This window comes from Tenacibaculum sp. Ill, from assembly GCF_051938915.1.
Lineage (GTDB): Bacteria > Bacteroidota > Bacteroidia > Flavobacteriales > Flavobacteriaceae > Polaribacter > Polaribacter larymnensis.
The window spans coordinates 2,339,628-2,365,000 of record NZ_JBPSCW010000002.1; the positions used below are offsets into that span (position 1 = coordinate 2,339,628).

Annotated in this window: 24 protein-coding genes and 1 riboswitch (1 of these 25 only partly in view); of the genes, 8 read left to right on the top strand and 16 right to left on the bottom strand. The window is 33.5% G+C overall.

All coding sequences use genetic code 11. The features are described from left to right. Position 1 precedes the first annotated feature (1 nt). From ACTPNM_RS10955 to msrB, 12 genes are all read right to left on the bottom strand, one after another. A complete protein-coding gene (locus ACTPNM_RS10955; protein WP_099214174.1) occupies positions 2 to 349 on the bottom strand; it encodes a 4Fe-4S dicluster domain-containing protein in 348 nt (115 codons plus the stop codon). A 12-nt stretch (positions 350 to 361) separates the two neighbouring features. Next, entirely contained in the window at positions 362 to 1,609 is a 1,248-nt protein-coding gene (locus tag ACTPNM_RS10960) for a sulfate adenylyltransferase subunit 1 (RefSeq protein ID WP_440121814.1), read from the bottom strand. Between the two features lie 123 nt (positions 1,610 to 1,732). Continuing rightward, positions 1,733 to 2,638 (bottom strand): sulfate adenylyltransferase subunit CysD, encoded by a 906-nt coding sequence (gene cysD / locus ACTPNM_RS10965; protein WP_440121816.1) that lies wholly within the window; start codon positions 2,636 to 2,638, stop codon positions 1,733 to 1,735. An 11-nt stretch (positions 2,639 to 2,649) separates the two neighbouring features. Beyond that, the gene (locus tag ACTPNM_RS10970; RefSeq protein WP_440122833.1) at positions 2,650 to 3,258 is read right to left on the bottom strand and encodes a phosphoadenosine phosphosulfate reductase domain-containing protein; all 609 of its coding nucleotides are present in this window, start codon (positions 3,256 to 3,258) and stop codon (positions 2,650 to 2,652) included. An 11-nt stretch (positions 3,259 to 3,269) separates the two neighbouring features. Continuing rightward, the gene (locus ACTPNM_RS10975; RefSeq protein WP_028891803.1) at positions 3,270 to 3,524 is read right to left on the bottom strand and encodes a DUF2061 domain-containing protein; all 255 of its coding nucleotides are present in this window, start codon (positions 3,522 to 3,524) and stop codon (positions 3,270 to 3,272) included. Between the two features lie 117 nt (positions 3,525 to 3,641). Next, on the bottom strand, positions 3,642 to 4,049 hold the full coding sequence (locus ACTPNM_RS10980; protein ID WP_028891802.1) for an RrF2 family transcriptional regulator: 408 nt from the start codon (positions 4,047 to 4,049) through the stop codon (positions 3,642 to 3,644). 23 nt (positions 4,050 to 4,072) lie between these two features. Further along, a complete protein-coding gene (locus ACTPNM_RS10985; protein WP_440121817.1) occupies positions 4,073 to 5,239 on the bottom strand; it encodes a trans-sulfuration enzyme family protein in 1,167 nt (388 codons plus the stop codon). Positions 5,240 to 5,348: 109 nt separating this feature from the next. Continuing rightward, entirely contained in the window at positions 5,349 to 8,747 is a 3,399-nt protein-coding gene (gene thrA / locus ACTPNM_RS10990; protein ID WP_440121818.1) for a bifunctional aspartate kinase/homoserine dehydrogenase I, read from the bottom strand. 40 nt (positions 8,748 to 8,787) lie between these two features. Then, the gene (locus ACTPNM_RS10995) at positions 8,788 to 10,080 is read right to left on the bottom strand and encodes an O-acetylhomoserine aminocarboxypropyltransferase/cysteine synthase family protein (protein ID WP_440121820.1); all 1,293 of its coding nucleotides are present in this window, start codon (positions 10,078 to 10,080) and stop codon (positions 8,788 to 8,790) included. A 132-nt stretch (positions 10,081 to 10,212) separates the two neighbouring features. After that, positions 10,213 to 10,326, bottom strand: a riboswitch (SAM riboswitch). 184 nt (positions 10,327 to 10,510) lie between these two features. After that, positions 10,511 to 12,076, bottom strand: a complete 1,566-nt coding sequence (locus tag ACTPNM_RS11000; RefSeq protein WP_440121821.1) for a protein adenylyltransferase SelO — start codon at positions 12,074 to 12,076, stop codon at positions 10,511 to 10,513. A 6-nt stretch (positions 12,077 to 12,082) separates the two neighbouring features. Then, positions 12,083 to 12,628, bottom strand: coding sequence for a peptide-methionine (S)-S-oxide reductase MsrA (gene msrA, locus ACTPNM_RS11005; RefSeq protein ID WP_440121823.1), 546 nt, complete (start codon positions 12,626 to 12,628; stop codon positions 12,083 to 12,085). 13 nt (positions 12,629 to 12,641) lie between these two features. Further along, complete coding sequence (msrB, locus tag ACTPNM_RS11010) at positions 12,642 to 13,088, bottom strand: peptide-methionine (R)-S-oxide reductase MsrB (RefSeq protein ID WP_440122834.1); 447 nt, start codon at positions 13,086 to 13,088, stop codon at positions 12,642 to 12,644. Between the two features lie 212 nt (positions 13,089 to 13,300). Between msrB and ACTPNM_RS11015 the strand changes: the two genes are divergently transcribed. Both ACTPNM_RS11015 and ric read left to right on the top strand, forming a co-directional pair. After that, positions 13,301 to 14,536, top strand: coding sequence for an alginate export family protein (locus ACTPNM_RS11015; RefSeq protein ID WP_440121824.1), 1,236 nt, complete (start codon positions 13,301 to 13,303; stop codon positions 14,534 to 14,536). A gap of 5 nt (positions 14,537 to 14,541) precedes the next feature. After that, positions 14,542 to 15,261 (top strand): iron-sulfur cluster repair di-iron protein, encoded by a 720-nt coding sequence (ric, locus tag ACTPNM_RS11020; protein ID WP_440121825.1) that lies wholly within the window; start codon positions 14,542 to 14,544, stop codon positions 15,259 to 15,261. 37 nt (positions 15,262 to 15,298) lie between these two features. Here the strand turns inward: ric and ACTPNM_RS11025 are convergent, their stop codons facing one another. From ACTPNM_RS11025 to ACTPNM_RS11040, 4 genes are all read right to left on the bottom strand, one after another. Then, complete coding sequence (locus ACTPNM_RS11025) at positions 15,299 to 16,582, bottom strand: acetyl-CoA hydrolase/transferase family protein (RefSeq protein ID WP_440121827.1); 1,284 nt, start codon at positions 16,580 to 16,582, stop codon at positions 15,299 to 15,301. A 69-nt stretch (positions 16,583 to 16,651) separates the two neighbouring features. Next, on the bottom strand, positions 16,652 to 18,229 hold the full coding sequence (nadB, locus tag ACTPNM_RS11030; protein WP_440121828.1) for an L-aspartate oxidase: 1,578 nt from the start codon (positions 18,227 to 18,229) through the stop codon (positions 16,652 to 16,654). After that, the gene (gene nadA / locus ACTPNM_RS11035) at positions 18,230 to 19,207 is read right to left on the bottom strand and encodes a quinolinate synthase NadA (RefSeq protein WP_440122835.1); all 978 of its coding nucleotides are present in this window, start codon (positions 19,205 to 19,207) and stop codon (positions 18,230 to 18,232) included. Between the two features lie 45 nt (positions 19,208 to 19,252). After that, positions 19,253 to 19,591, bottom strand: a complete 339-nt coding sequence (locus ACTPNM_RS11040) for a winged helix-turn-helix domain-containing protein (RefSeq protein ID WP_274641293.1) — start codon at positions 19,589 to 19,591, stop codon at positions 19,253 to 19,255. Positions 19,592 to 19,865: 274 nt separating this feature from the next. Here ACTPNM_RS11040 and ACTPNM_RS11045 point away from each other — a divergent pair, with 274 nt between their 5' ends. The 6 genes in view from ACTPNM_RS11045 to dsrP are tightly spaced (at most 10 nt apart) and all read left to right on the top strand, a layout consistent with a single transcriptional unit that may run on beyond the window. Continuing rightward, positions 19,866 to 20,105 (top strand): hypothetical protein, encoded by a 240-nt coding sequence (locus tag ACTPNM_RS11045; RefSeq protein WP_440121829.1) that lies wholly within the window; start codon positions 19,866 to 19,868, stop codon positions 20,103 to 20,105. 4 nt (positions 20,106 to 20,109) lie between these two features. Beyond that, positions 20,110 to 22,437, top strand: a complete 2,328-nt coding sequence (locus tag ACTPNM_RS11050) for a molybdopterin-dependent oxidoreductase (RefSeq protein ID WP_440121830.1) — start codon at positions 20,110 to 20,112, stop codon at positions 22,435 to 22,437. A 4-nt stretch (positions 22,438 to 22,441) separates the two neighbouring features. Further along, positions 22,442 to 23,131, top strand: a complete 690-nt coding sequence (locus tag ACTPNM_RS11055) for a nitrate reductase cytochrome c-type subunit (RefSeq protein WP_440121831.1) — start codon at positions 22,442 to 22,444, stop codon at positions 23,129 to 23,131. Further along, positions 23,131 to 23,757, top strand: coding sequence for a cytochrome c3 family protein (locus ACTPNM_RS11060; RefSeq protein WP_440121832.1), 627 nt, complete (start codon positions 23,131 to 23,133; stop codon positions 23,755 to 23,757). The genes ACTPNM_RS11055 and ACTPNM_RS11060 overlap by 1 nt, the downstream gene beginning before the upstream one ends. Before the next feature lie 6 nt (positions 23,758 to 23,763). Then, positions 23,764 to 24,891 (top strand): 4Fe-4S dicluster domain-containing protein, encoded by a 1,128-nt coding sequence (locus ACTPNM_RS11065; protein WP_440121833.1) that lies wholly within the window; start codon positions 23,764 to 23,766, stop codon positions 24,889 to 24,891. 10 nt (positions 24,892 to 24,901) lie between these two features. Further along, positions 24,902 to 25,373, top strand: the 5' portion of a protein-coding gene (gene dsrP / locus ACTPNM_RS11070; protein ID WP_440121834.1) for a sulfate reduction electron transfer complex DsrMKJOP subunit DsrP. It continues 746 nt past the right edge of the window; the window shows 472 of its 1,218 coding nt (coding positions 1-472); its start codon is at positions 24,902 to 24,904; its stop codon lies beyond the right edge, outside the window.

Sequence of the window (25,373 nt, forward strand, 5' to 3'; positions counted from 1 at the left end):
ATTAGTTATGTAAAAACTCTTGTTTTGCTAACAATTGTTCTTCGGTTTCTACGTGTGCATCATCTGGCACACAACAATCTACTGGGCATACTGCTGCACATTGCGGTTCTTCATGGAACCCTTTACACTCAGTACATTTATCGGGTACTATAAAGTAGTATTCGTCTGATACTGGTTCATTATCCTCGTCTGCATTTACCGAAGTTCCATCCAATAAGGTTACATTTCCTTGTAGTGAGGTTCCTTCGTTATACTTCCAGTCACTTGCTCCTTCATAAATGGCTGTATTAGGGCATTCAGGTTCGCAAGCTCCACAGTTAATGCACTCATCTGTAATGATTATTGCCATAACTTTTATTATTTACTTGATAAAACCAACTCCTGATGTAGTATTGGTTTTTGGATTGATGATTATAAACGCTCCGTTTGCTTTATTTTCCTCATATGAATCAACAAACAATGGTTTGCTAACTTTTAAACTCACCTCTCCTATTTCGTTTAGTGATAATTGAGATGGTGTTTCTTCTTTTCCAGAAAAATCGGTACGAATTAAAGATGTTAGTGCTGTTATTTTTGCTTGCACATCGTTTACTCCATGTTTGATGTAATATTTCTGAGAAGCTTGTAATGGCGTTTTATCCATCCAACAAATGGTAGCTTCTAACTGTTTTACCACAGAAGGTTCTTCCCCTGTTTTTACCAACATATCTCCTCTACTTACATTTACATCGTCTTCTAAGGTGATGTTTACAGAACTCCCTCTTTTTGCTCTTACATACTCTTTATCAAAAAACTGAATACTTTTTATGGTAGATTTTGTTGCTGATGGTAATACCGTTACGCTATCTCCTACCACTAAATCGCCTCCGTACAATTTTCCTGCATACCCTCTAAAGTCGTGATATTCATCTGTTTTTGGGCGAATAACAGTTTGTACTGGAAAACGTGCTTTTGATACTTCTTGCGTATCTTCAGACCCCAAGTTTTCAAGGTGATTCAATAAAGTTTCTCCTTTATACCAAGGGGTGTTTTCTGAAGACTTCACAACATTATCTCCTTTTAAAGCTGAAAGAGGTATGAATGTGATATTTTGATTTTGATAGTCGCTCTTCTTAGCTAGATATTCTATCTCACCTTTAATCTGATTGAATTTCTCTTCTGAAAAGTCTACCAAATCCATTTTGTTTACAGCTACTATCACGTCTTTTACTCTTAATAAATTATTGATAAAGAAATGACGATAGGTTTGCTCTACTACCCCATTTCTTGCATCTACTAAAATGATAGAAGCTTGAGAGTTTGAAGCTCCTGTAACCATGTTCCTAGTATACTCTATATGACCTGGAGTATCAGCTATAATAAAACTGGTTTTAGGTGTTGAAAAATATATGTGAGCTACATCAATAGTAATTCCTTGTTCGCGTTCTGCTACTAATCCGTCAGTGGCTAAAGAAAAGTCTAAGTAATCAAACCCGCGTTGCTTACTTTTTTCTTCTATTGCTTCTAATTTATCTTGGGTTAATGATTTTGTATCGTATAAAATTCGCCCTATTAGTGTGCTCTTTCCGTCATCTACACTTCCTGCTGTTGCTATTTTTACTACGTTCATTTTTTATGTTGTTGGCAATAGGCTATTAGCTTTTGGTTTTTAGCTCTTAGCTACTTTTGCTTAGTTTATATTATTAAGTTTTATAATGCTAACAGCCAAAGACTAATAGCTAACATCTTTTTTTTAAAAATATCCTTGTTGTTTACGTTTCTCCATCGCTGCTTCAGATCGTTTATCATCAATCCTTGCTCCTCTTTCTGAAATGGTTGATTCTCTAATTTCATCTACTACAGTATCTATATCTATTGCATCTGATAAAACCGCTGCCGTACAACTCATGTCTCCTACGGTTCTAAATCGTATCATACGTTCACGTACTTCTTCTTCTTCTTCTCTATACACCACCTCATCATTTGCAGACCAAATGAGTCCATCTCTAATAAAAGTGGCTCTTTTATGCGCAAAATAAATCGATGGAATTTCTATCTGCTCTTGTTGTATATACGACCATACATCTAATTCTGTCCAGTTAGAAATTGGGAAAACACGTACATTCTGACCTAAATCGATTCTTCCATTCAACATATCAAACAATTCTGGACGTTGATTTTTTTCATCCCATTGCCCAAAATCATCTCGTACTGAGAAAATTCGCTCTTTAGCTCTTGCCTTCTCTTCATCTCTACGCGCTCCACCGATACATGCATCAAAACCAAATTCTTCTATGGCATCTAATAACGTTTCGGTTTGTAACATGTTTCGGCTAGCGTATTTTCCTGTTTCTTCTTTTACTTTACCTGCATCAATATTGTCTTGTACTTGACGTACTATTAACTCAACTCCTAATTCTTTTACCAAACGGTCTCTAAATTCAATCGTTTCAGGAAAATTATGCCCTGTATCAATATGTAATAAAGGGAACGGAATCTTTGCTGGATAAAATGCTTTTTGAGCAAGTCGCACCAGTGTTATGCTATCTTTGCCCCCCGAAAACAATAACACCGGTTTTTCAAATTGCGCGACTACTTCTCTTAATATGTATATGGCTTCGCTTTCTAAAGCTCCTACTTGTATAGTTTCTGTATTCATAATCATGTTCTTTAAATATGTAAACCACATTCTCTGTTACTTTCTACTTTTGTGGGATCGAAGTACTTAAACTCGTTTGGTAACTGGTTTTCTTCTAAATAAGTATCTAACTCCTCATCTGACCAATGGTAAAATGGACTTACTTTTAATACTCCGTCTTTACTTCTTGAAACAATATCAATACTATCTCTAAAAGCAGTTTGTCCTTTTCTTAAATTCGTAAACCAAACATCTGGTTTGTGTTCATTCATTGCTCTTTTAAAAGGTTCTAATTTTACTTGTTCAGTAAAAACAGCATGTTTTGGATCATCTATTGTTGGTAAACCTAAAGTGATGTTTCTGTGTGCTACTGTTTGTTTAGGTACATACAACTGAATGTTTAACTGTAGTTTTTCAATTAACTCTTCGGCATGTTTATAAGTTTGTGGAGTATTATATCCTGTATCACACCAAATAACATCTATACTGTTTTTTACTGATGCTACTGCGTGTAAAATAGCTCCTTCATAGGGACGAAAGTTTGTAGTTACTACGGCTTTATTTGCTTGTAGTAATGCCCAAACAATAATCTCTTTTGGAGATTTGTTTTTTAACTCTGCGTTTACTGCTTCTAAATTCATTGTTTCTATACTCATTTTTTGCCCCATTTAATACTGTTCCAAACTCTTTCGTGAAAAAAATACAATAGCATTTTTGTTACTAACTCTACAGCTCCAATTGAAAAAGCTGTTTTTACTTGTCCTGTAATTACCCATGATATTAATATTGTATCTATGGTACCAACAACTCTCCAACTTATTGATTTTATAATGCTTCTTATTGGTTTTTCAGAAAGCTTATCTTCTTTATAATTTGCTTTATTTTCTACTACTTGTTCTACAATCATTTTTAAAATACTATTACCCTATCGGAATACTAGGTTTTAAGTCGACAAATATACAGATGCTTTTTAATTCTCCAAGGAGAAATCAAAAAAATATTTGAATTTTACAATTTGTTAATACTACACTAAATCTGCTAGTGTGTTATTACGAAGTACTTGTAGCGTATTATCTCTTACTTGAATCATAAGTTTGTGTACTGAGCAAGCTTCTTCATCTGGACAGTCATCACATTTTTCATAATAATTCAAACTAACACATGGTACCATAGCAATAGGTCCTTCTAGTGTTCTTATAACATCAGTCATTCTAATTTCGCTAGCTGGCTTTAACAAATAATAGCCTCCACCTTTTCCTTTTTTAGCTCCTAAAATTCCTGATTTTCGTAAGGTAAGTAATATGCTTTCTAAAAACTTGTGCGAAATATTTTCCTTTTCTGAAATGGTAGCTATTTGTACCATAGTGCCCTTTTCTTGCCTAGCAATAAAAGTAAGCGCTTTAATTCCGTATTTTGTTTTCTTAGAAAGCATATTACAAATATATGCTTTACTTCTTAATTATTTAATGCCTGATTTAAATCATAAATTACATCCTCTACGTTTTCTAATCCCACCGAACATCGTACTAAACCGTCAGTAATTCCTACCTCTAATCGATCTTCTTCACTTAACTTACTATGTGTTGTAGATGCTGGATGTGTTACAATGGTTCTTGTGTCTCCTAAATTTGCTGATAATGAGCATAGTTGAATACTATTCAAGAATTTACGTCCTGCTTCTATACCTCCTTGGATTTCAAAAGCAACAATATTTCCTCCTAGTCGCATTTGTTTTTTAGCTATTTCATACTGTGGATGCGATTTTAAAAATGGATACTTCACCAATTTCACCTTTGGATGTTCTTCTAAAAACTGCGCTACTTTCAAGGCGTTTTCACAATGTTTCTCTACTCTAATCGACAACGTTTCTAAACTCTTAGACAATACCCAAGCATTGAATGGAGACATTGCTGGACCTGTATTTCTTGAAAATAAATAGATTTCTCTAACTAAGTCCTCTTTTCCTACGGTTACGCCTCCTAAAACACGACCTTGACCATCTATGAGTTTTGTAGCTGAGTGAATCACCAAATCGGCTCCGAACTTTATGGGATTTTGTAAATACGGGGTTGCGAAGCAATTGTCTATCACTAATAATAAATTGTGCTTTTTGGCAATACTTCCTAACAATTCCAAATCTAAAATATCTACTGCCGGATTGGTAGGTGTCTCAGCATATAAAATTTTGGTATTTGGTTGAATTAGGCTTTCAATAGTATCTACCTCGGTAATTTTAAAATAACTTGTTTCTATATTCCACTTCGGTAAATATTTAGTAAACAAACTATGTGTTGAACCAAAAACAGAGCGGCACGATACCATATGATCCCCTGCATTTAACAACGCACCAAAAGTTGAAAACACTGCTGCCATACCTGTTGCAAAAGCATATCCTGCTTCCGCCCCTTCCATTGTTACTATTTTATTGACAAATTCAGTGGTATTCGGGTTTGAGAATCGACTATATAGGTTTCGTTGCTTTTCTTCAGCAAACGACGCTCTCATATCTTCAGCATCATCAAATACAAAACTTGAAGTTAAGTATAAAGGTGTAGAGTGTTCTGAAAATTGTGAACGTTCTGTTTGCGTTCGTATAGCTTGTGTTTCAAAATTTTTGCTCATGTTGTTTTTTTAGGTGTTTGACCGCTTCGTTGTCAGATAAAAGAATCTAGATTTTTGGGTCTCAGTTCTTGTATCTTTTTTCTCTGCTCTATTTTCTTTGTTCTCTTTTCTAATTATTATTCTTTGCTAATCGTAAGATGTCTCCAAACACCCCTCTGGCAGTAACTTTTGATCCTGCTCCTGCTCCTTGAATGACAATAGGTTGTTCTCCGTAAGATTCTGTATAAATTTCAAAAATGGCATCCGAACCTTTTAAACTTCCTAAAGGAGAGCTCTCGGGCACCGAGACTAACTTTACATCCAACTCTCCTTTCGTTTGCTGTAAATCTCCATGTAGGTCACCAATGTATCTTAATACATGATTTTCTTCCTGTGTTTCCTTTTGTTGTTGAAATGTAGCATCTAACTGTTCTAAATTGGATAAAAACTCGTCAGAAGACACTTCTCTAAACTCCTCTGGAATTAAGTTTTCAATTTGAATATCTTCAAATTCATTTTCTAAATCCAATTCACGAGCTAAAATCAATAATTTTCGGGCTACATCATTACCACATAAATCTTCACGAGGATCTGGTTCTGTAAATCCTTTATCAATTGCTTCCTGTAATACTATTGAAAATGGTACATCTTCCACAGAAAACTTATTGAATAAATAACTTAACGAACCTGAAAACACCCCTCTAATTCTCGTGATATTTTCGCCTGAATCGTGTAATAGTTTAATCGTATCTATCAACGGTAACCCTGCACCTACATTGGTTTCGTATAAGTAACTTTTATTATTTATTTCTAAGGTTTTACGGAGTTTTTTATAAAAATCGAACGAAACTGTATTGGCTATTTTGTTAGATGAAACCAAATCGAACCCTGCATTGACTAACGGAATGTAATTTTCTATAAAGTCTACGCTTGCTGTATTGTCTACCGTAATTAGGTTTTCTAAATGATGTTCTTTAGCGTAATCGATTACTGTATCAACTGTATGCTGGTTATCTACTGCATTCTCAAGTTCATCCGACCAATTAGTTGCTACTCCATTTTTGGTTAACAACACTTTTTTAGAATTAGCAATGGCAAAAATATTTAATTGAATTTTACGTCTCTCTAAGATTGATTTCGAACTTTCTAGTATCTGTTCTATCAGTGTTCCTCCTACTAAACCTTTACCAAAAACAGCAATGTTTATCTTTTTAGCAACTCCAAATACTTGACCATGAATTACATTTAACGCCTTATGTAATTGTTCCTTTTTTACCACCAAACTCACATTTTTACCTGTAATTGTATTGTTGAATAGTAAAGGAACTATTTGATTCTTGATTAAAGCATTATATGGGTGGTGGAATTCACTTAAATCTTGTCCAATGATTGAGATTACCGATACTTCTTCTTGAATAGAAATTTGATTGACATCTTTTGTTTGTAAATCATTTTCAAACTCTTGTTCCAAAGCTTTTACAGCTGCTGTTGCATTGCTTTTATCAACCACTAAACCAATTCCTCTTTCTGAAGAACCTTGTGAAATAATGCTCACGCTAATTCCGTGATTACTCAACGCTTTAAAAATACGTGCATCCACTCCTACTTTTCCTAACAAGCCTCTTCCTTCGAAGTTTATTAAAGCAACCTTATCTAATACTGATAAGGATTTGATTCCTTTTGAAGTTGATTTTGCCGTAATCAACGTTCCTTTATCGTTTGGGTTAAACGTATTTAATATACGAAGGTTAATATTCTTCTCTAATAAGGGAATAATGGTTTTTGCATGCAAAATAGTGGCCCCGAAGTTGGCTAATTCATTCGCTTCAGAGAAAGATAACTCTTCTATCTTTTTAGCATCTGCTACCAAATCAGGGTTTGCGGTAAAAATACCATCAACATGTGTGTAGTTTTGTAACTCTTCCGCATCTAAATAGTTGGCTAATAATGATGCTGTGTAATTACTTCCGTTTCTTCCTAATGTTGTAGTTTCATTCTTTAAATTAGATGCTATAAACCCTGCTACAATGTTTACTGTTGTTCCGTTATGTTGCTTGAAATGATTTTTTACATTTTCTTTCGAAACTTCAATTATTGATTGTCCATTCCCTAAGCTTTCATCTGTTTTCAACAAATTTCTAGCATCGGTAGCATTGGCATTGATACCTTTTTGCTGTAACAAATCGGTTACGGTTTTTATAGACAATAACTCGCCTTGTGCCAACACTTCGTCTTTTATTTTTTGACTGTAGTCTCCTAACAAACTAACTCCTTCAAATAGTTTTTCTAGCCTATTGAATTCAGTAGAAAAATCTACTAAAGGTGTTAATTTTGTTTGTTCATATTTAAAAGCTTCTAGTTGCTCTTTAAAAGCTTCACTTTTAGCTGCTCTTTCTAATAATTCTTCCAACTCATCTGTAGCATTTCCTCTTGCTGAGACTACTACAGCTATATTTTCTCCTTCATTTATTTTTTGTTCTATGATTGATACTACATTTGGTATGCCTTCATTCGACAATGATTTTCCGCCAAACTTTAAAATTTTCATTCTTTTATTGGTTGATTTTTGATTGAATATAGGTTCAATAATTTTTTCTAATTGCTTGTATTCTATTAAGAAAGCATCGTGCCCATGATCTGAATTAATTTCATTATAGGTTACATTCGCATGGGCCGATGCCAGTTGTTTGTGTGTTTCTCTGTTTTCTTCCGCAGTAAAAAACAAATCGGAATCAACACCAACTATATGGATATCTGCTTCGATGGTTTCTAATACATCTAGTCCTTCTCTTCCTTTTGTTACATCGATGGTTTTTAATAACTGATTCATCAATTTGTAAGAAGCTAACTGGTAACGTTCTTGTAATTTTTTTCCATGATGTAACAACCAACTCTCTACATTAAAAAGCTCAGATTCTTCATTTTTAGAGCGTTGAAAACGTTTTTTAAACGACTCTGGTGTTCTATAACACAACATAGCATGCATGCGTGCATCGTGTACCGGATTACTAGAATTGGTTAAAAATTGTTCTTGTATTTGACAATTCGCTATTAACCAATCGGTCGATTTCCAATCGGTTGCCACAGGAATTAAATACTCAGTAATTTTCGGATTCAACACAGCCATTTCCCAAGCTATTCCACCACCTAAAGAACCTCCTATTAAAGCAAATAGCTTTTCAACTTGTAACTGTTGTAGTCCATCTAAAAATATATTAGCTATATCGCGCGCTTCAAAACTTTTATAATCATCAATTAAAAAATCGTCATACCCATTTCCTGGTATGTTAAAGCACAAAATGGTATATTCATTAGTATTTATAACCTTATGTTCTCCTATCAAATCTTGCCACCAACCGTGAGTTCCTGCAACATTACTATTTCCTGTAAGAGCATGGTTAATTAGCACCACAGGAGCAGTACCCAATGCTTTTCCGAAAACTTGATAACTTAACGGAATTGTATCGAATTGCGTACCGCTTATTGTGGTATAACTAAGAATATTGATGTGTTGTAAATCACTTTTCATTACCAACTTATTTTTGAGGTATTTTCTAAATGTTATTGGTTTATGCCAATACTTCTTTAGATATTTTAGCAAATGCTTCTTGTAAATCGGTTTTTAAATCTTCTATATTTTCCAAACCAACCGACAAACGAATTAAATCTTTCGTTACTCCAGTGCTTTCTTGTGCTTCATCACTCAATTGTTGATGTGTTGTACTTGCAGGATGTATGATTAAAGATTTGGTATCTCCAATATTTGCTAGTAATGAAAAGAGTTTTGTATTATCTGCAACAGTTTTAGCGGCTTCGTAGCCTCCTTTTACACCAAAGGTTACCAATCCACTTTGTCCTTTTGGTAAGTATTTATCGGCTAAAGTTTTGTATTTGTTAACTTCTAACCCTGGATAGTTTACCCAAGCAACTTCTTCTTGTTCTTGCAACCATTTAGCAATAGACAAGGCATTTTCACTGTGTTTTTGAATTCTTACTTCTAAGGTTTCTAATCCTTGGATGATGTTAAAGGCATTGGTAGGACTCAAAGCTCCTCCAAAATCACGTAATCCTTCTAAAATTAATTTAAACGTATACGATGCAGCTCCTAAAGCTTCGTGATATACCAATCCGTGATATCCTGCTGAGGGTTCTGTAAACTCAGGAAACTTACCATTTGCCCAGTTAAAAGTTCCTGCATCAATGATAGCTCCTCCTAACGAGTTTCCTTGTCCGCCAATGTATTTTGTTAACGAGTGAATTACAATGTTAGCTCCGTGTTCAATCGGATTTAATAAAGCAGGAGTTGCCACTGTATTATCCACAATAAAAGGAACTTCCGCCTTTTTTGCATGTGCTGATATCGCTTGTAAGTCTAAAACATCTAACTTCGGATTTCCTAAAGACTCTACAAAGAAAGCTCTTGTATTTTCTTGTACAGCTTCTGCAAAACTATCTGGGTTTGATGCATCAACAAACGTAGTGGTAATGCCTAATCTCGGTAAGGTAACATTCAGCAAATTGTAAGTTCCTCCATACAAACTACTCGAAGCTACAATATGATCTCCTGCTTTTAACAAGGTTAGTAAACCTGTTGAAATTGCTGCCGTACCCGAAGCAAACACTACAGCCCCAATACCGCCTTCTAAAGCTGCTAAACGATCTTGTAAAATTTGATTGGTTGGATTGTTTAATCGGGTGTAAATAAATCCTAATTCTTTTAACGAAAACAGGTTTGCTGCATGCTCTGAATCGTTAAAAACATATGATGTTGTTTGATAAATAGGAACAGCTCTTGTTCCTCCATTTTGTGTTACATCGTGACCTGCGTGCAACGCATTTGTTGCGAATTTTTGTGTACTCATTTTTCTTGTTTTTTGAGTTAATAAAAAATTAAACCAAAAGCCAAAACACATCTTTGTTAGATGTTGCTTACTAGAAAAATGTTATTAAGAAAATTATAAGAAGATTCTTGTAGAAATAAAGAAAACTTCTTTGGGTTATCTATCCACAAGCTTTTATGCTCTGGTAGAATTTAGCACCTTCTTTGTTTGCACAAAGGGTTGCTAAGGTTTCATAGGGTCTAATCCCTCCACCTTTCTTGATAACATCGTCAATAAGTGTTTGAACTTTTACGAGCACAAATATTCAATTATAAAAATGGATTTTCCAAATTTATTTTGATTTTTATTTAAAAAAATGTTTTGAATTATTTTCAAAACAAAACATTAAAACACTAATAATCAGTGTTTTACATAGCTCTATTTAAACTAAAATATAGCACTTGTTTTTATCTTAAGAACTACAAGATAACATAGAACATCCTACTTTATTTCGAGCCCATTCAGGTCGTTTTGCAAACCATTTTTCATATTTTGGCTGCTCATCGTAAGGATTTTTGAGCAGTAAATATAACTCACTTAACAATACAAAATCATTTTTATTTGCATCATCAATGGCTAATTGCGCCATATAATTTCTGAGTACATATTTAGGGTTTACAGCATTCATTTTTGTTTTTCTTTCTTCATCTGAAACAGTTTCATTTTGTAATCTATCTATATAATTTTGAAACCAGTTTTCCCAAGAATTTTTTATTTCGTCTACAACTTCGGAAGGCGTATAAAATGCTTTTTCTATTTTTTTGAGTGCCTCCTCTATGGTATCATCTTTTGAAGTGCTTGACAACAATCGGAAAAAAATAGTCATATCTGTTTCTGTTTTTTGAAGTACTTCTTCAAGATTTGAAACTAATATTCCGTCTGATTCTTTTGAAGAAAAAAGCCCTAGTTTTTCTCGCATCATATGCATGTACTTTTCAGGAAATTTTTCTTGATAGTTTTCTAGAACAGCCTCTAAAGGTTCAGCTTCTTCAATTAAAGGATATAGAGCATTTGCCAACTGATATAAATTCCATAAAACCACCTCTGGTTGCACACCATATCGATAACGTTTATGGGTATTATCAGTTGTATTTGGCGTCCATCCGTGATCGTAACCTTCTAACCATCCGTAAGGTCCATAATCAATGGTTAACCCTAAAATCGACATATTATCGGTATTCATTACTCCGTGTACAAAACCAACACGTTGCCAATGAATGACCATTTCTAAACTACGCTCTGCCACCTCTTTAAAAAAGGAAACATATGTTTCTTTTGAAAGTTTACCTAAATGAGAATAATGATGTTTAATGGTATAATCAACTAGTGTTTTTAATGTTTTTACATCTCCTCTGGCAGGAAATATTTGGTAACTACCAAAACGTAAAAAAGACTCGGCTGTTCTACAGACAATTGCTCCTTTTTCATACGCAGCGTTTCCGTCATACATTACATCTCTTAGAACTTGATCTCCTGATAGTGCCAAAGATAGTGCTCTTGTTGTAGGTACTCCTAAATGATACATAGCTTCGCTACATAAATACTCACGAATAGAGGAACGTAACACTGCTAATCCGTCTGCATTTCTCGAATATGGTGTCTCTCCTGCTCCTTTTAATTGCAATGCCCATTTTTTGTTATCATGAACTGCTTCAAACAAATTAATCGCTCTACCGTCTCCTAATTGTCCTGCCCAATGTCCAAATTGATGTCCGCCGTAGCACATGGCATACGGTTGTGTATTTTTATATACATCATTCCCAGTAAAAATGTTCTTGAATTCATCTGAAGCTATTGCTGTTTCTGAAAGCCCTAATTCTTTAGCCATGTCATCTGAAACATGAATTATTTTTGGATTGGACGTTTTTTTAGGTGTTACATACGAAAAACAAGCTTCTGTAACCTGCCTTCGAGTATTTTCTTGAATTGGGTCAGCAGGTAATTCTTTAGTAAAGGTATTTTGTATATTGAATTTCAACACGTTCTATTGTTCTTTTAGTTTGCTTGCGTACAGTTTTTTCAATTTTGCCAATTTAGGCGAAATCACAACTACACAATACATTTGATCCTTATTTTTTTCATAAAAATCTTGATGACTCTCATCTGCTTTATGAAATGTGGATGCTTGGCTTATTTCTGTTACAATTTCATCTTCATAATAAGGTGCCAACTTTTCTACTACTTTTTCAGCAATTTGTTGTTGTTCTTCTGTATGATAAAAAATTACAGAACGGTATTGGGTTCCTACATCAGCTCCTTGTCTGTTTAAAGTTGTTGGGTCGTGACTTGTCATGAACATTACCAATAACTCTTCATAACTTATAATATCTGGGTTAAACGTTGCTTGTACTACTTCTGCATGTCCTGTTAAACCTGAACAAATTTCTCTATAGGTTGGCGTTCCTGGTACAGTACCTCCCATGTAACCAGATACTACTTCTTCTACTCCTTTTATTTGATTTAAAACAGCTTCTACACACCAAAAGCAACCGCCACCAACGGTTATTACTTCTAATTTATTATTTGTCATTTCTCTCCTTTCTTTATTCAGTATCTAAAATCATTGAAGCCGAGTTAATGCAATAACGTAATCCGCTAGGTTCTGGTCCATCAGGAAAAACATGTCCCAAATGCGCATCACAAGTATTACACATTACTTCCACGCGTACCATTCCAAAAGTAGTATCTTTTTCATATTGAATAGCGTTTTCTTTTATAGGTTGCGTAAAACTAGGCCAACCAGTACCTGAACTAAACTTAATCGTTGAATCGAACAAAGGTGTGCCACAACATACACACTTATATTTACCAGCATCATACACACTACACAATGCTCCTGAATTTGGTCTTTCTGTTCCCTTTTGCCTAGTAACTCTAAACTGTTCTGGGGTTAAAAGTTCTTGCCATTCTGTTGCTGTTTTTTCCACTCTTTTATCAGGTGTTGGATTACCATTAACTGCAAAATTAATTACATCTTTCCAAGTTAAAATTTTGTCGTTCATCCTGCTCTTTCGTTTTATTTAACTTATTAGTAGTTTCTTTTCTTTGTTACTTACAAAGCTACGATTCATTATTAACTATACTCATTTTAATTTTTATTATCTATAAAAGATATTTTCATCTTTTTTAGTTCTAACTGATTTTTATCATGTTTTATCCTAGCATTTATCTAGAAATTTGGGCTAATGTTAATTAAAAAATTATGAAAACATCAAAAATTATAATAGCATTGCTCTTTTTTGCTACCACTACAACATTTGCTCAATTAATAATTGATGCAGAACTACGTCCGCGTGCCGAATATAGGCATGGGTTTAAAACTTTATTTCCTGATAATGCCAATCCTGCTCTTTTTGTTTCTCAAAGAACTCGATTGAACACTACCTATAAAACTGAAAAGTTAAATTTTTATGTTAGTTTTCAAGATATTAGAGTTTGGGGAGATGTTCCGCAATTAAATACTGCTGATAATAGTGGTTTGAGTGTACACCAAGCTTGGGGAGAAATACTTTTAGACACAAACTTTTCTGTAAAACTAGGACGACAAGAAGTTATTTATGACGATAGTAGAATTTTTGGTAATGTTGGTTGGGCACAACAAGCTCGTAGCCATGATATGGCAATGCTAAAGTATAAAAAAGATAGTTTTAAGTTTGATGTTGGTTTGGCATTTAATCAATCAAAAGAAAACCTAACAGGAACAAATTTAACTACACCAAATACGTATAAAGCTATGCAATATGCGTGGTTACATAAAGATTGGAGTGACTTTTCTGGTAGTTTTTTGTTTTTAAACAACGGTATGCAATCTCCTAACGGACTTAAGTATAGTCAAACTATAGGAACACATTTAACTGCAAAGAAAAATAAGTTTACTATTGCTGCTAACTTATATTATCAATTTGGTAATGATGTTTTAGATAGAGATTTAAATGCTTATTTACTTGGTTTAGAGGCCATGTTTAAAGCTTCAGAAAAAGCAAAGATTGGTTTAGGAGTTGAATTACAAAGTGGTAATGATTACAATACTCCTGCTGATGAAAACAATGCTTTTACTCCTTTTTATGGAACCAATCATAAGTTTAATGGTTTTATGGATTATTTCTACGTAGGAAATCATATAAACAGTGTTGGTTTGCTAGACCTCTATGCAAAAGCTAATTTTAAATTAAACTCAAAATCTGGTTTAACAGCTTTTGTTCATAATTTTTCTGCTGCTGCAGATATTAATAACTCAGTTTCTAACCAACTAGGTACTGAAGTAGATATTGTATACGGATATAAGTTTACGAAAGATATTGGTTTTAAAGCTGGGTATTCTCACTTATTTCCTTCTGAAGGAATGGAGGTCTTAAAAGGAAATTCAGATAGTAACACAAATAATTGGGCTTGGGTTATGGTAACTATTAAACCAACTTTATTCACATCTAAAAACTAGAAATTATGGTAGTATCAAGTAACAAAACAGTAGCTGACTATGTGACTGAAAATATAAAAACAGCACATATTTTTAAGAAATACGGAATTGATTTTTGCTGTGGTGGAGGTATATCTGTTGAAAAAGCTTGCGCAAAAAACAATGTAGATCAAGCAACTCTTGAAAAAGAACTAGCAGAGGTTGATGTAATAAAAGATGTTATTGAAGATTATGATAAATGGGAGTTAGATTTTTTAATGATTTACATTGAAAATGTACATCATACCTACGTAAGAGAAAGCCTACCTATCATTTCTCAATATGTTAATAAAGTAGCTAAAGTTCACGGGCATCATTATATTGAAGTAGTTGAAATAAATCAGTTATTTCATGAGGTTGCTAATGAGTTACTATCACACATGCAAAAAGAAGAACAGGTATTATTTCCTTTTATAAAACAATTAGTACAAGCTGAAAAAGAAGGAAGAAAAAACACAACACCTCCTTTTGGGACTGTAAACAATCCAATACAAATGATGGAACATGAACATGAAAGTGCTGGAAATATTTTTAAAGAAATATCTAGGCTGTCTAATAATTATACTCCTCCTGAAGAAGCCTGTAATACTTTTAGAGCTTTATATGCTAAGCTAGAAGAGTTTGAACAAGATTTACATAAACATATACATCTCGAAAATAATATTTTGCATCCGAAGGCAATCCTTTTAGAAAAGAAAATATCTTAATAAAAAAGGAGCAGTTTATTTACTGCTCCTTTTTTATTTATAACTTGGTAAACCTATTAAAAGCTTCTCTTTCTAATTCTTCTCTAAAATTAGGGTGAGCTATAGAAATTAATGCTTTTGCTCGTTCTTTTAAACTCTTTCCAAACAAATTAACTACTCCGTATTCTGTTGCTACATAATGTACATGGGCTCTTGTAGTTGTAACCCCTGCTCCTTCTTTTAAAAATGGTGTAATTTTAGAAACTCCTTTTGCTGTTATTGAAGGCATTGCTATAATTGCTTTTCCTCCTTTTGATAAGGATGCTCCTCTAATAAAATCCATTTGTCCTCCAACTCCTGAATATTGATATTTTCCAATTGTATCTGCACAAACTTGTCCTGTTAAATCTATTTCAATAGCACTATTAATTGCGGTAACTTTTGGATTTAATTTTATAATAGAGGTATCGTTTGTATATCCAGCTTCTTTAAAGTGTACCAAAGGATTGTCATCTATAAAATCATATAGTTTTTGAGAGCCTACAGCAAAACAAGTAACAATTTTTCCTGTTTTAATTTCTTTTTCTTCCCCAGTAATTACACCTTTCTCTATTAATGGTAATACACCGTCAGAAAACATCTCTGTATGAATACCTAAACGTTGATGGTTTGTTAAGTTATGTAATACTGCGTTAGGAATGTTCCCTATTCCCATTTGTAGTGTTGCTCCATCTTCAATTAATCCTGCTACATTTTCTCCTATTCTTGTTTCTATTTCTGAAGGTGTTCCTGTTATAGAAGTATGAATTGGTGAGTCAACTTTTACTGCATAATCAATATTACTTATATGGATAATACCATCTCCATGTGTTCTGGGAACATTCGGGTTTACCTGAGCTATAACAGTTTTAGCTGTTTGTATAGCTGGTAATGTAATATCTACTGAAGTTCCCAAAGAACAATACCCGTGTTTGTCAGGTGTAGAAACTTGGATAAATGCTACATCTAATGGATAAATATTTCGACGGAATAACCAATGTATTTCACTTAAAAAAATAGGAATGTAGTCTCCATTATTCATATTCACTCCTTTCCTAACGTTATCACCTACAAAGCAACTTATCAATTTAAATGATTTACTATAAGGTTCTTCTAAATACTTAGCTTTACCATGGGTATGAATTTGGATTATTTCTACATTGGTTACCTCTTGATAACGTTCACACAAAGTATCTATTAATAAATTAGGAGTCATTGCTGCTCCTTGGAAAAATATTTTATTGTTTGATTTTACAATAGCTACTGCTTCTTCAGCTGTAACAATCTTTAAATTATCTGACATTTTATTCATTTTTTATAACTACAAATCTCAAAAGAAAGTACTGTTTAATTAATGATAAAAGTCATGGGATTAGACTAATTTATGAACCTCTTTGATGGTATTGTCAATGTTAAAAAAGCCTCCTTTGTTTTCTTTTCTTTCAATAGATTGATTAATAATTAAATGCGCTACATTGATCATATTTCTTAACTCACAAAGAGCAGTTGTAACTTTTGCTTTTTTATATAAGTTTTCAACTTTATTATAAATTATTTCAAGCTTTGTTTTAGCTATTGTTAACCGTGCATTACTTCTAACAATTCCTACATAATCTCTCATTAAAGTTTGTAATTCTTTTAAATAAAGATTAATTACTAATTCTTCTTCATTTAAAAGTACACCATTAGCATTCCATTCTGGTATTTCTAAATATGAGGAAGTAAAGTTGTTTTTTGATAAATACTTAAAAATATTGTGAGAATACACCAGTGCTTCTAACAAAGAATTAGAAGCTAGCCTATTGGCTCCATGTAATCCTGTTCTTGAAGTTTCTCCGCAACAAAATAAATTTTGAATAGTTGTTTTTCCTTCTTTATCAACTACAATTCCTCCACATAAATAGTGAGAAGCAGGTACTACTGGAATCCAATCTTTAGTCACATCAATACCTAAACTTTTACATTTTTGATAAATGGTAGGAAAATGCTTTTGAAAAGCTATCATATCTAGATGTGTACAATCTAAAAACACACAAGGGTCTCCTGATTCCTTTAGTTCTTTGTCTATAGATTGGGAAACGATATCTCGTGATGCTAATTCTGCTCTAACATCGTAATTTAGCATAAAACGATTTCCTTTTTTATCTCTTAAATAAGCTCCAAACCCTCTCACTGCCTCTGAAATTAAAAAAGAAGAATCTCCTTCTTTGTTATACAATACTGTTGGATGAAATTGAACAAACTCCATATCTTTTATAACCGCTTTTGCTCTGTATGCCATTGCTACACCATCTCCAGTAGCAATTATAGGATTTGTAGTATGTCCGTAAACATTACCAATTCCTCCAGAAGCTAGTATTGTATTATTCGCTTTTATTGTAAGAACTTTCTCTGTTTTTTCATTTAGCACATAGGCACCATAACACCTTGTTTGCTCCCTTTCTTTTGACTTTAATTGATGCTCTGTAATTAAATCGATAGAAAAATGATGTGGTAAAAGTTTAGTATTTTTTAACTGGTGGATACGTTGTAACAAAGCTCTTTCAATCTCATATCCTGTTATATCTTTATAATGTACCACCCGACACTCTGAATGCCCTCCCTCTTTACCTAAATCAAAACTACCTTCTGTGTTTATATCAAAATTAGCTCCCCAAGTAATGAGTTCTTTAAACCGTTTTGGTCCTTCATTAACTACCATTTCAACAATGGCTCTATTACACAAACCATCACCCGCTATTAATGTATCTTGAATATGTTTTTGAAAAGAATCTTTCTCCTTATCCAAAACAACTGCTACTCCTCCTTGAGCGTACTTAGTATTAGACTCATCTTCGCTTCCTTTAGTTATAATAGTTACTGCTTTATTAGGAAACTTTTCTGCTATCTTAACCGCAAAAGTAAGTCCTGCAACCCCTGATCCTATTACTAAATAATCGGTTATTATCATCTATTTTGAAAGTTCTAACATACGTTGAATTGGAACCAATGCTTTTTCTCTAATTCTTTTTGGTACTTCTATTTTTGGATTTTCATGCAATAAGCAATCATATAACTTTTGCATAGTATTTACTTTCATATAAGCACATTCACTACATGCACATGTATTATCTTCTTTAGCTGGAGCAGGAATTAATTCTGTATTTGGAACTTCTTGTTGCATTTTATGTAAAATTCCAGCCTCTGTTGCCACAATAAACTTTTGATTAGAATGCTCTTTAACATAATTAATCATTCCTGCGGTTGAACCAACATACGTAGCTGTTTTTAAAATATGCTCTTCAGATTCAGGATGTGCAATTATTTTATAGTCAGGATATTTTTTATGTAACTCTATCAGTTTATCTATAGAAAAAGCTTCGTGAACTACACAACTACCATCCCACAGGAGCATATCTCTACCAGTTTGTTTTATAATATATTTTCCTAAATTTCTATCAGGAGCAAAAATAATTGGAGTGCTTTTAGGTATAGATTCTACTATTTTGAGTGCATTAGAAGAAGTGCAAACAATATCAGTTAACGCTTTAACTTCTGCACTACAGTTTACATAAGTCACTACCTTATGATCTGGGTGTTCTTTTATAAATTTTTCAAACTCCTTAGGCGGGCATGATTCTGCTAAAGAACAGCCTGCTTCTAAATCAGGTAAAACAACAGTTTTTGTAGGGTTTAAAATCTTAGCTGTTTCAGCCATAAAATGTACTCCTGCAAATACAATTAAATCTGCATCTGTTTCCGCTGCTTTTTGTGACAAACCTAAACTATCACCTACGTAGTCAGCCACATCTTGTATTTCAGTTTCTTGGTAATAGTGAGCTAATATAACCGCATTTTTTTCTGACTTTAAACGCGTAATTTTATCTTTTAATGTCATATTTATAAATAATTCTGGTTGCGAAAGTAGTTGGACAGCAAAATTTAAAATATGATATTAGTCATGCTTTCTACTTCTTATTTTTTGCTATTTAAATTAGTCTAATGAGTATTTTTTTAGCTGTTTATCTAAATACTTCCAACAGTTGGTATTAATATTCTCATACATTTCTATAAGTTTAAAACCATACTCTGTTAATGTAGTTCCACCACCTCCAGAACCTCCTGATATTTTTACGACAACTGGTTTCATTGATTTTTTATTTACTGAGTCAATTAAGTTCCATGCTTTTTTATAGGACATTCCCAATTCTCTTGCTGATTTTGATAATGATTTAGTTTCCTTAATAGACTTCAATAACCTAATTCTTCCCTCTCCTAAAAAAGTAGCATCATCTACTTCTATCCATATTCTACTTTTAATTTTATAAGTCATAAGCTTTACTTCAACTGAATCACAAAATTAAAGACAAACTCATTTTCAGATTATGAGGCTAATCATAAACAGTAAATTATTTAAAATAATTATAAATTATATTTTTGTTTTGTTATAAAAAAGATAAAAAGTCTTTAATCACTTCACTTTCAAGCCTATTCGTTATTCCCTAAAAAAACATAACGTACTGAATAACTACACATTATGATAAATATCATATTTTTCCTATCTATATATTTATTAATTTGTTAAGGACAATAAACAGCTATTTTCTATGCCTATAAAAAGTTATTTAGCCCATCCTCATGATGGTAAAAAAGAAGAGCTTATTAAAGTACTATCTACTTTAAAAGAATGTGATGTTCTTCCTGCAGAAAACAAAGATGTTTTGGTTTTAGTAACAGAAACAGAAACTAAAGCAGAAGAAGATATTTTAAAACAAAAATTAGAAGCTATTAGTAGTTTAAAATTACTTGCAATGGTTTCTGGATTCAATACACCTAAAAACAATTAGCCCTATGTATACTTCAACAACAAATAGAAGAAGTTTTATAAAAAAGATGGCGGTATTATCTGCAATGACAGCTGCTGCTACCATGTTTCCAGGAATTATGTTTGCTGGAGAACAAGAGAAACAATTACCTAAAGGAGGAAATTTAGATTGGAAAAAGGCTCCTTGCCGATTTTGTGGTGTTGGATGCGGGGTAATGGTTGGTGTTGAAAACGGAAAAGCAGTTGCAGTAAAAGGAGACCCAAAATCGCCTGTAAATAAAGGGTTATGTTGTGTTAAAGGATACCATTCGGTAATGGCTATGTACGGCAAAGACCGCTTAACAAAACCTTTAGTTAAGAAAAATGGAAGGTATGTGGAAACTTCAATGAAAGAAGCCTTAGACTTAATTGCCTCTAAAATGAAGGAAACCATTAAAGATTATGGTAAAGATGCTGTTTCTATTTATGGTTCAGGGCAATGGACTATTCCTGATGGATATGTAGCCTCTAAACTTTTTAAAGGATGTATCGGTACTAATAATGTTGAAGCCAATGCTCGTTTATGTATGGCTAGTGCTGTAACAGGTTTCTTAACTTCTTTTGGAATTGACGAACCTATGGGCTGTTACGAAGATATTGACCATGCTGATGTGTTTATTCTTTGGGGAAATAATATGGCAGAAATGCATCCTGTTTTATTTTCTAGATTATTAGATCAACGATTAAAAAGGGGTGTAAAAATTATCGACTTTGCTACGCGTACCACTCGTACAAGTATGGCGGCTGATAAATCTATTCTGTTTTTACCTCAAACCGATTTAGCAGTTGCCAATGCAATATGTTATGAAATAATAAAAAATGGTTGGGTAAATAAATCTTTTGTTGAAAAACACTGTAACTTCAGTAAAGGATTAACCAATATGGGGTATGGTTTAGAAGACAAGTATAAGTTTAAAGATAAACCAGAAAAAATCAGTTTTGAAGAATACAAAAAGTTTTTAGAAGACTACACACCTGAAAAAGTAGAAAAAATATCAGGAGTGTCTGCTAAAGACATTAAATACATGGCTGCATATTATGGTGACCCAAATAAAAAAGTGATGTCGCTTTGGTGTATGGGACCAAACCAGCACAGTAGAGGTACTTGGATGAATAACTTAATTTATAACATCCATTTATTAACAGGAAAAATTTCTACTCCTGGTAATAGTCCATTCTCATTAACAGGACAACCATCAGCTTGCGGTACTGTAAGAGAGGTAGGAACCTTAACGCATAAGTTACCTCATGGTGTGGTAATGAATAAAGAACACCGTGAATTTGCTGCTAAAATATGGGATGTTCCTGTAGAAAACATCGATCCTAAGCCAACGTATCATACCGTTGAAATGTTTAGAGCATTAGATAGAGGTGATATTCGTTTTATGTGGATTCAGGTAACAAACCCTATGGTAACCATGCCTAAATTAAAGCGTTATAGAGATGGTGCTAAAAAAGAAGGACGCTTCATTGTCGTTTCTGACATCTACCCTACACCAACTACTGATATTGCCGATGTAATTTTACCTTCTGCTATGTGGGTTGAACGTGAAGGTATGTATGGAAACTCTGAACGTAGAACTCAATATTTTGAGCAAATGGTACAACCACCAGGTGAAGCTATGAGTGATACTTGGCAATTAGTAGAAGTAGCAAAACGCTTAGGGTACGAAAAACAGTTTTACTACAATGAAGAAAACCATATTGAAGAAATTTATGCTGAATATCGTAAGCATCACGATAATAAAAAGCATAACATGGCTCCATTAGAAGTACTTAAAGAAAATCCTGGAATGCAATGGCCTTATGTTGATGGAAAGTCTACTCAATGGCGTTTTAATTCTAAATACGATCCGGCATGTAGTAATGGAGAAGATTTTCATTTCTATGGAAAACCAGATGGAAAAGCAGTTATTTGGCAACGTCCTTATGAACCAGCTGCCGAAGAACCAGATGCGGAATATCCATTCTGGTTAAATACTGGTCGTGTGGTTGAACATTGGCATACAGGCTCAATGACCAGACGTATTCCTGTGTTACACAAAGCCATGCCTCATTCGTATGTAGAACTAAACCCAGATGACGCTAAACGAATGCAAATAAAAAATGGAGATAACGTAAAATTAACAACACGTAGAGGTGAAATAGTTTTACCAGCATCTGTAAATCAAAGAGGGGTACCTGCACCAATGCAAGTATTTGTTCCGTTCTTTGATGAAAATATGTTAATTAACAACATTACATTAGATTCTTTCTGTCCTATTTCTAAAGAGCCAGATTATAAAAAGTGTGCCGTTAAAGTAGAAAAAGCTTAAAATTATGAGAAAACGTTTAGGAATCATATCTCTTTTTATCATTCTATTTATAGCTTTCATTACAATATGGAATTATAGCTACTATCAAGGTCAAGAAGAAGCCTATATACCAATAGAAAATGACAGGCCTATACCTATTATTCCATCAGAAACTGGTGTTTTTCAACGTTCAGAATATGCATTAGATTATGCTAACATGCCCGTAGACGAAAATCATCAAAGAAGTATGAAAACGTATTACGATAACAGAGCTTTTCACGGTGCCCCACCTAGCATTCCTCATGAAGTTGCTAGTGAACGTAGTATGGGTGAAAACACTTGCTTAAAGTGCCATGAAAATGGTGGTTATGTAGATAAGTTTGAAGCTTTTGCTCCAGTAACACCACATCCAGAAATGGTAAACTGCCGCCAATGTCATGTACCTCAAAAAACCCAAACATTGTTTAAAGGAACTAATTTTAAAAGAGGTACTATTCCAACAGTAGGAACTAACAATGCTTTGGCAGGAAGCCCTCCTGTAATTCCACATCAATTACAATTACGTGAAAATTGTTTAGCATGTCATGCAGGACCAAGTGCTCCAAAAGAAATTAGAGTTACACATCCAGAGCGAGTAAACTGTCGTCAGTGCCATGTTCCTAATAATAAAGTAACGGAAGATATTGGAACCTTTATCAGAAAATTTGAAAACTAATGAACTACAATCAGCATATAAAACTAATAAGTTACTTCTTTTTTATCTCTCTTTTAATTGTTTCTTGTAAACATAAAGAAGATGAATATCATAGCATAACCGATAAAATAGAAGCAGAAAGTAAAAACTACCATGGTATTTCAATCTCTTCAGAAAAATATCTTGAAGGCATAAAAACTATTGAAGTTACCGAAAATGGTCAAACTTTTTTAATTCCTGAAAGAAAAGGAAAAATAAAATCCTATGCCTGTACCGAATGTCATAACAAACCACTGCATCAAATGCAAAGTGATGACAAAAAAAAGGCGCATTGGAATATCAAAATAAATCATGCTGATGAGAATACTATGAATTGTACAACCTGTCATAATGGTGAAAATCCTGATAATTTAAGAAGCTTAACTAATAATTCTATAGACTTTAACATGAGCTATAAATTATGTAGTCAATGCCACCAAAAACAGTATAAAGATTGGACAGGAGGTGCACATGGTAAACGTATTAAAAGTTGGGCTTCACCAAGAGCGTCAATGACATGTGTTAATTGTCACAACCCACATTCTCCTAGTTTTCATACTAAGTGGCCAGCACGATTCAATACCCAAAAAGTTAAAGAACGAAAATAATCAGGCATGAATAATAAAAATAAAAAGTGGTTTACACTCAATTTAAACAGTAAGTATAAACAAACATCCAGTTCTTGTGGGTGTGGTAAAACTTCTGGTGGGTGTGATTCTCATAAAACTAAGAATGAATTATCCGAGAATGAGTTTTTTGAAGCTGCTGTAAATGCTTCTATCGGTGAAGAAAAATATAAAGATGGTTTTGATCAAGTATTCGATGTAAAAATGGATCGTAGGTCTGCCTTTAAAAAACTAACAGCAAGTTTACTTATTGGAGCTGGAGCAATGTCTTCTTGTACAAGCATTACTTCTAGTGACGAATCTAAAGAAAAAGCACAGATTGATTGGGAAGAGCAGTTTAAAGGTAACTATAAACTCATGACCGATGAAGAAAAAGAAGCAACCGTAAATCGTTTAGTCCGTTCGTATCAATTACGTACTGGAAAAACTATAAACATGTCTTCTAAAAATGCTGAAGAAGATGTGCTATTTGGTTATGCTTTTAACATCTCTAAATGTCAAGGGTATATGGACTGTGTGAGTGCTTGTGTAAAAGAAAATAATCAAGATCGTAATTCACAAATGCAATACATCAGAATTCATGAAATGAAAGACGGTAAAGGTTTTAACTTTAATGAAGCTGATGATAATTATTACCATGAAGTTCCTGCTGAAGGTCACTTTTATATGGGAACTCAATGTTTTCACTGTGATAACCCACCGTGTGTAGAAGTATGTCCTGTACAGGCTACTTGGAGAGAGAAAGACGGATTAGTAGTTGTTGATTACGATTGGTGTGTAGGTTGTCGCTATTGTATGGCTGCATGTCCATACGATGGTCGTAGATTCAACTGGAGCAAACCAGAAGTTCCAGAAGAAGAGATAAACCATAACCAACATTACTTAGGGAACCGAATGCGCAAAAAAGGAGTGATGGAAAAATGTACTTTCTGTGTACAACGCTCCAGAGCAGGTAAAAATCCAGCTTGTGTAGAGGCTTGCCCTACAGGTGCACGTATTTTTGGAAACCTATTAGATCCTAATAGTACCATTCGTTGGGTATTAGAAAATAAAAAAGTATTCAGATTAAAAGAAGATTTAGGTACCGAACCAAAGTTCTGGTATTTCATGGACTAAAATAAAAACAATGAAACAACTTAAAGTTTTTGGGAGCTTAGTTAAAGATAGTTTAGATATCATCACTAGAGGCTCTAAAAAATACCACCTATGGATGGCTTTCTTAACCTTAGTTATATTAATAGGAATGTATTGCTATTCAATTCAATTAGAACATGGATTAAGTGTTACTGGTATGACAGATAGAGTCAGCTGGGGATTATATATATCTAATTTTACCTTTTTAGTAGGAGTAGCCGCAGCTGCTGTTATGTTGGTAATGCCCACGTATGTACTAAAAGATATTGATTTTAAACAAGCCGTATTAATAGGTGAAGGACTTGCTGTAGCTGCTCTTATCATGTGTTTAGTTTTTGTAATTGCAGATATGGGAGGACCATCTGTTTTATGGCATATGATACCAGGAATAGGTGTTTTTAACTTCCCTAACTCAATGTTAACTTGGGATGTTATTGTATTAAATGGCTATTTATTCTTAAACA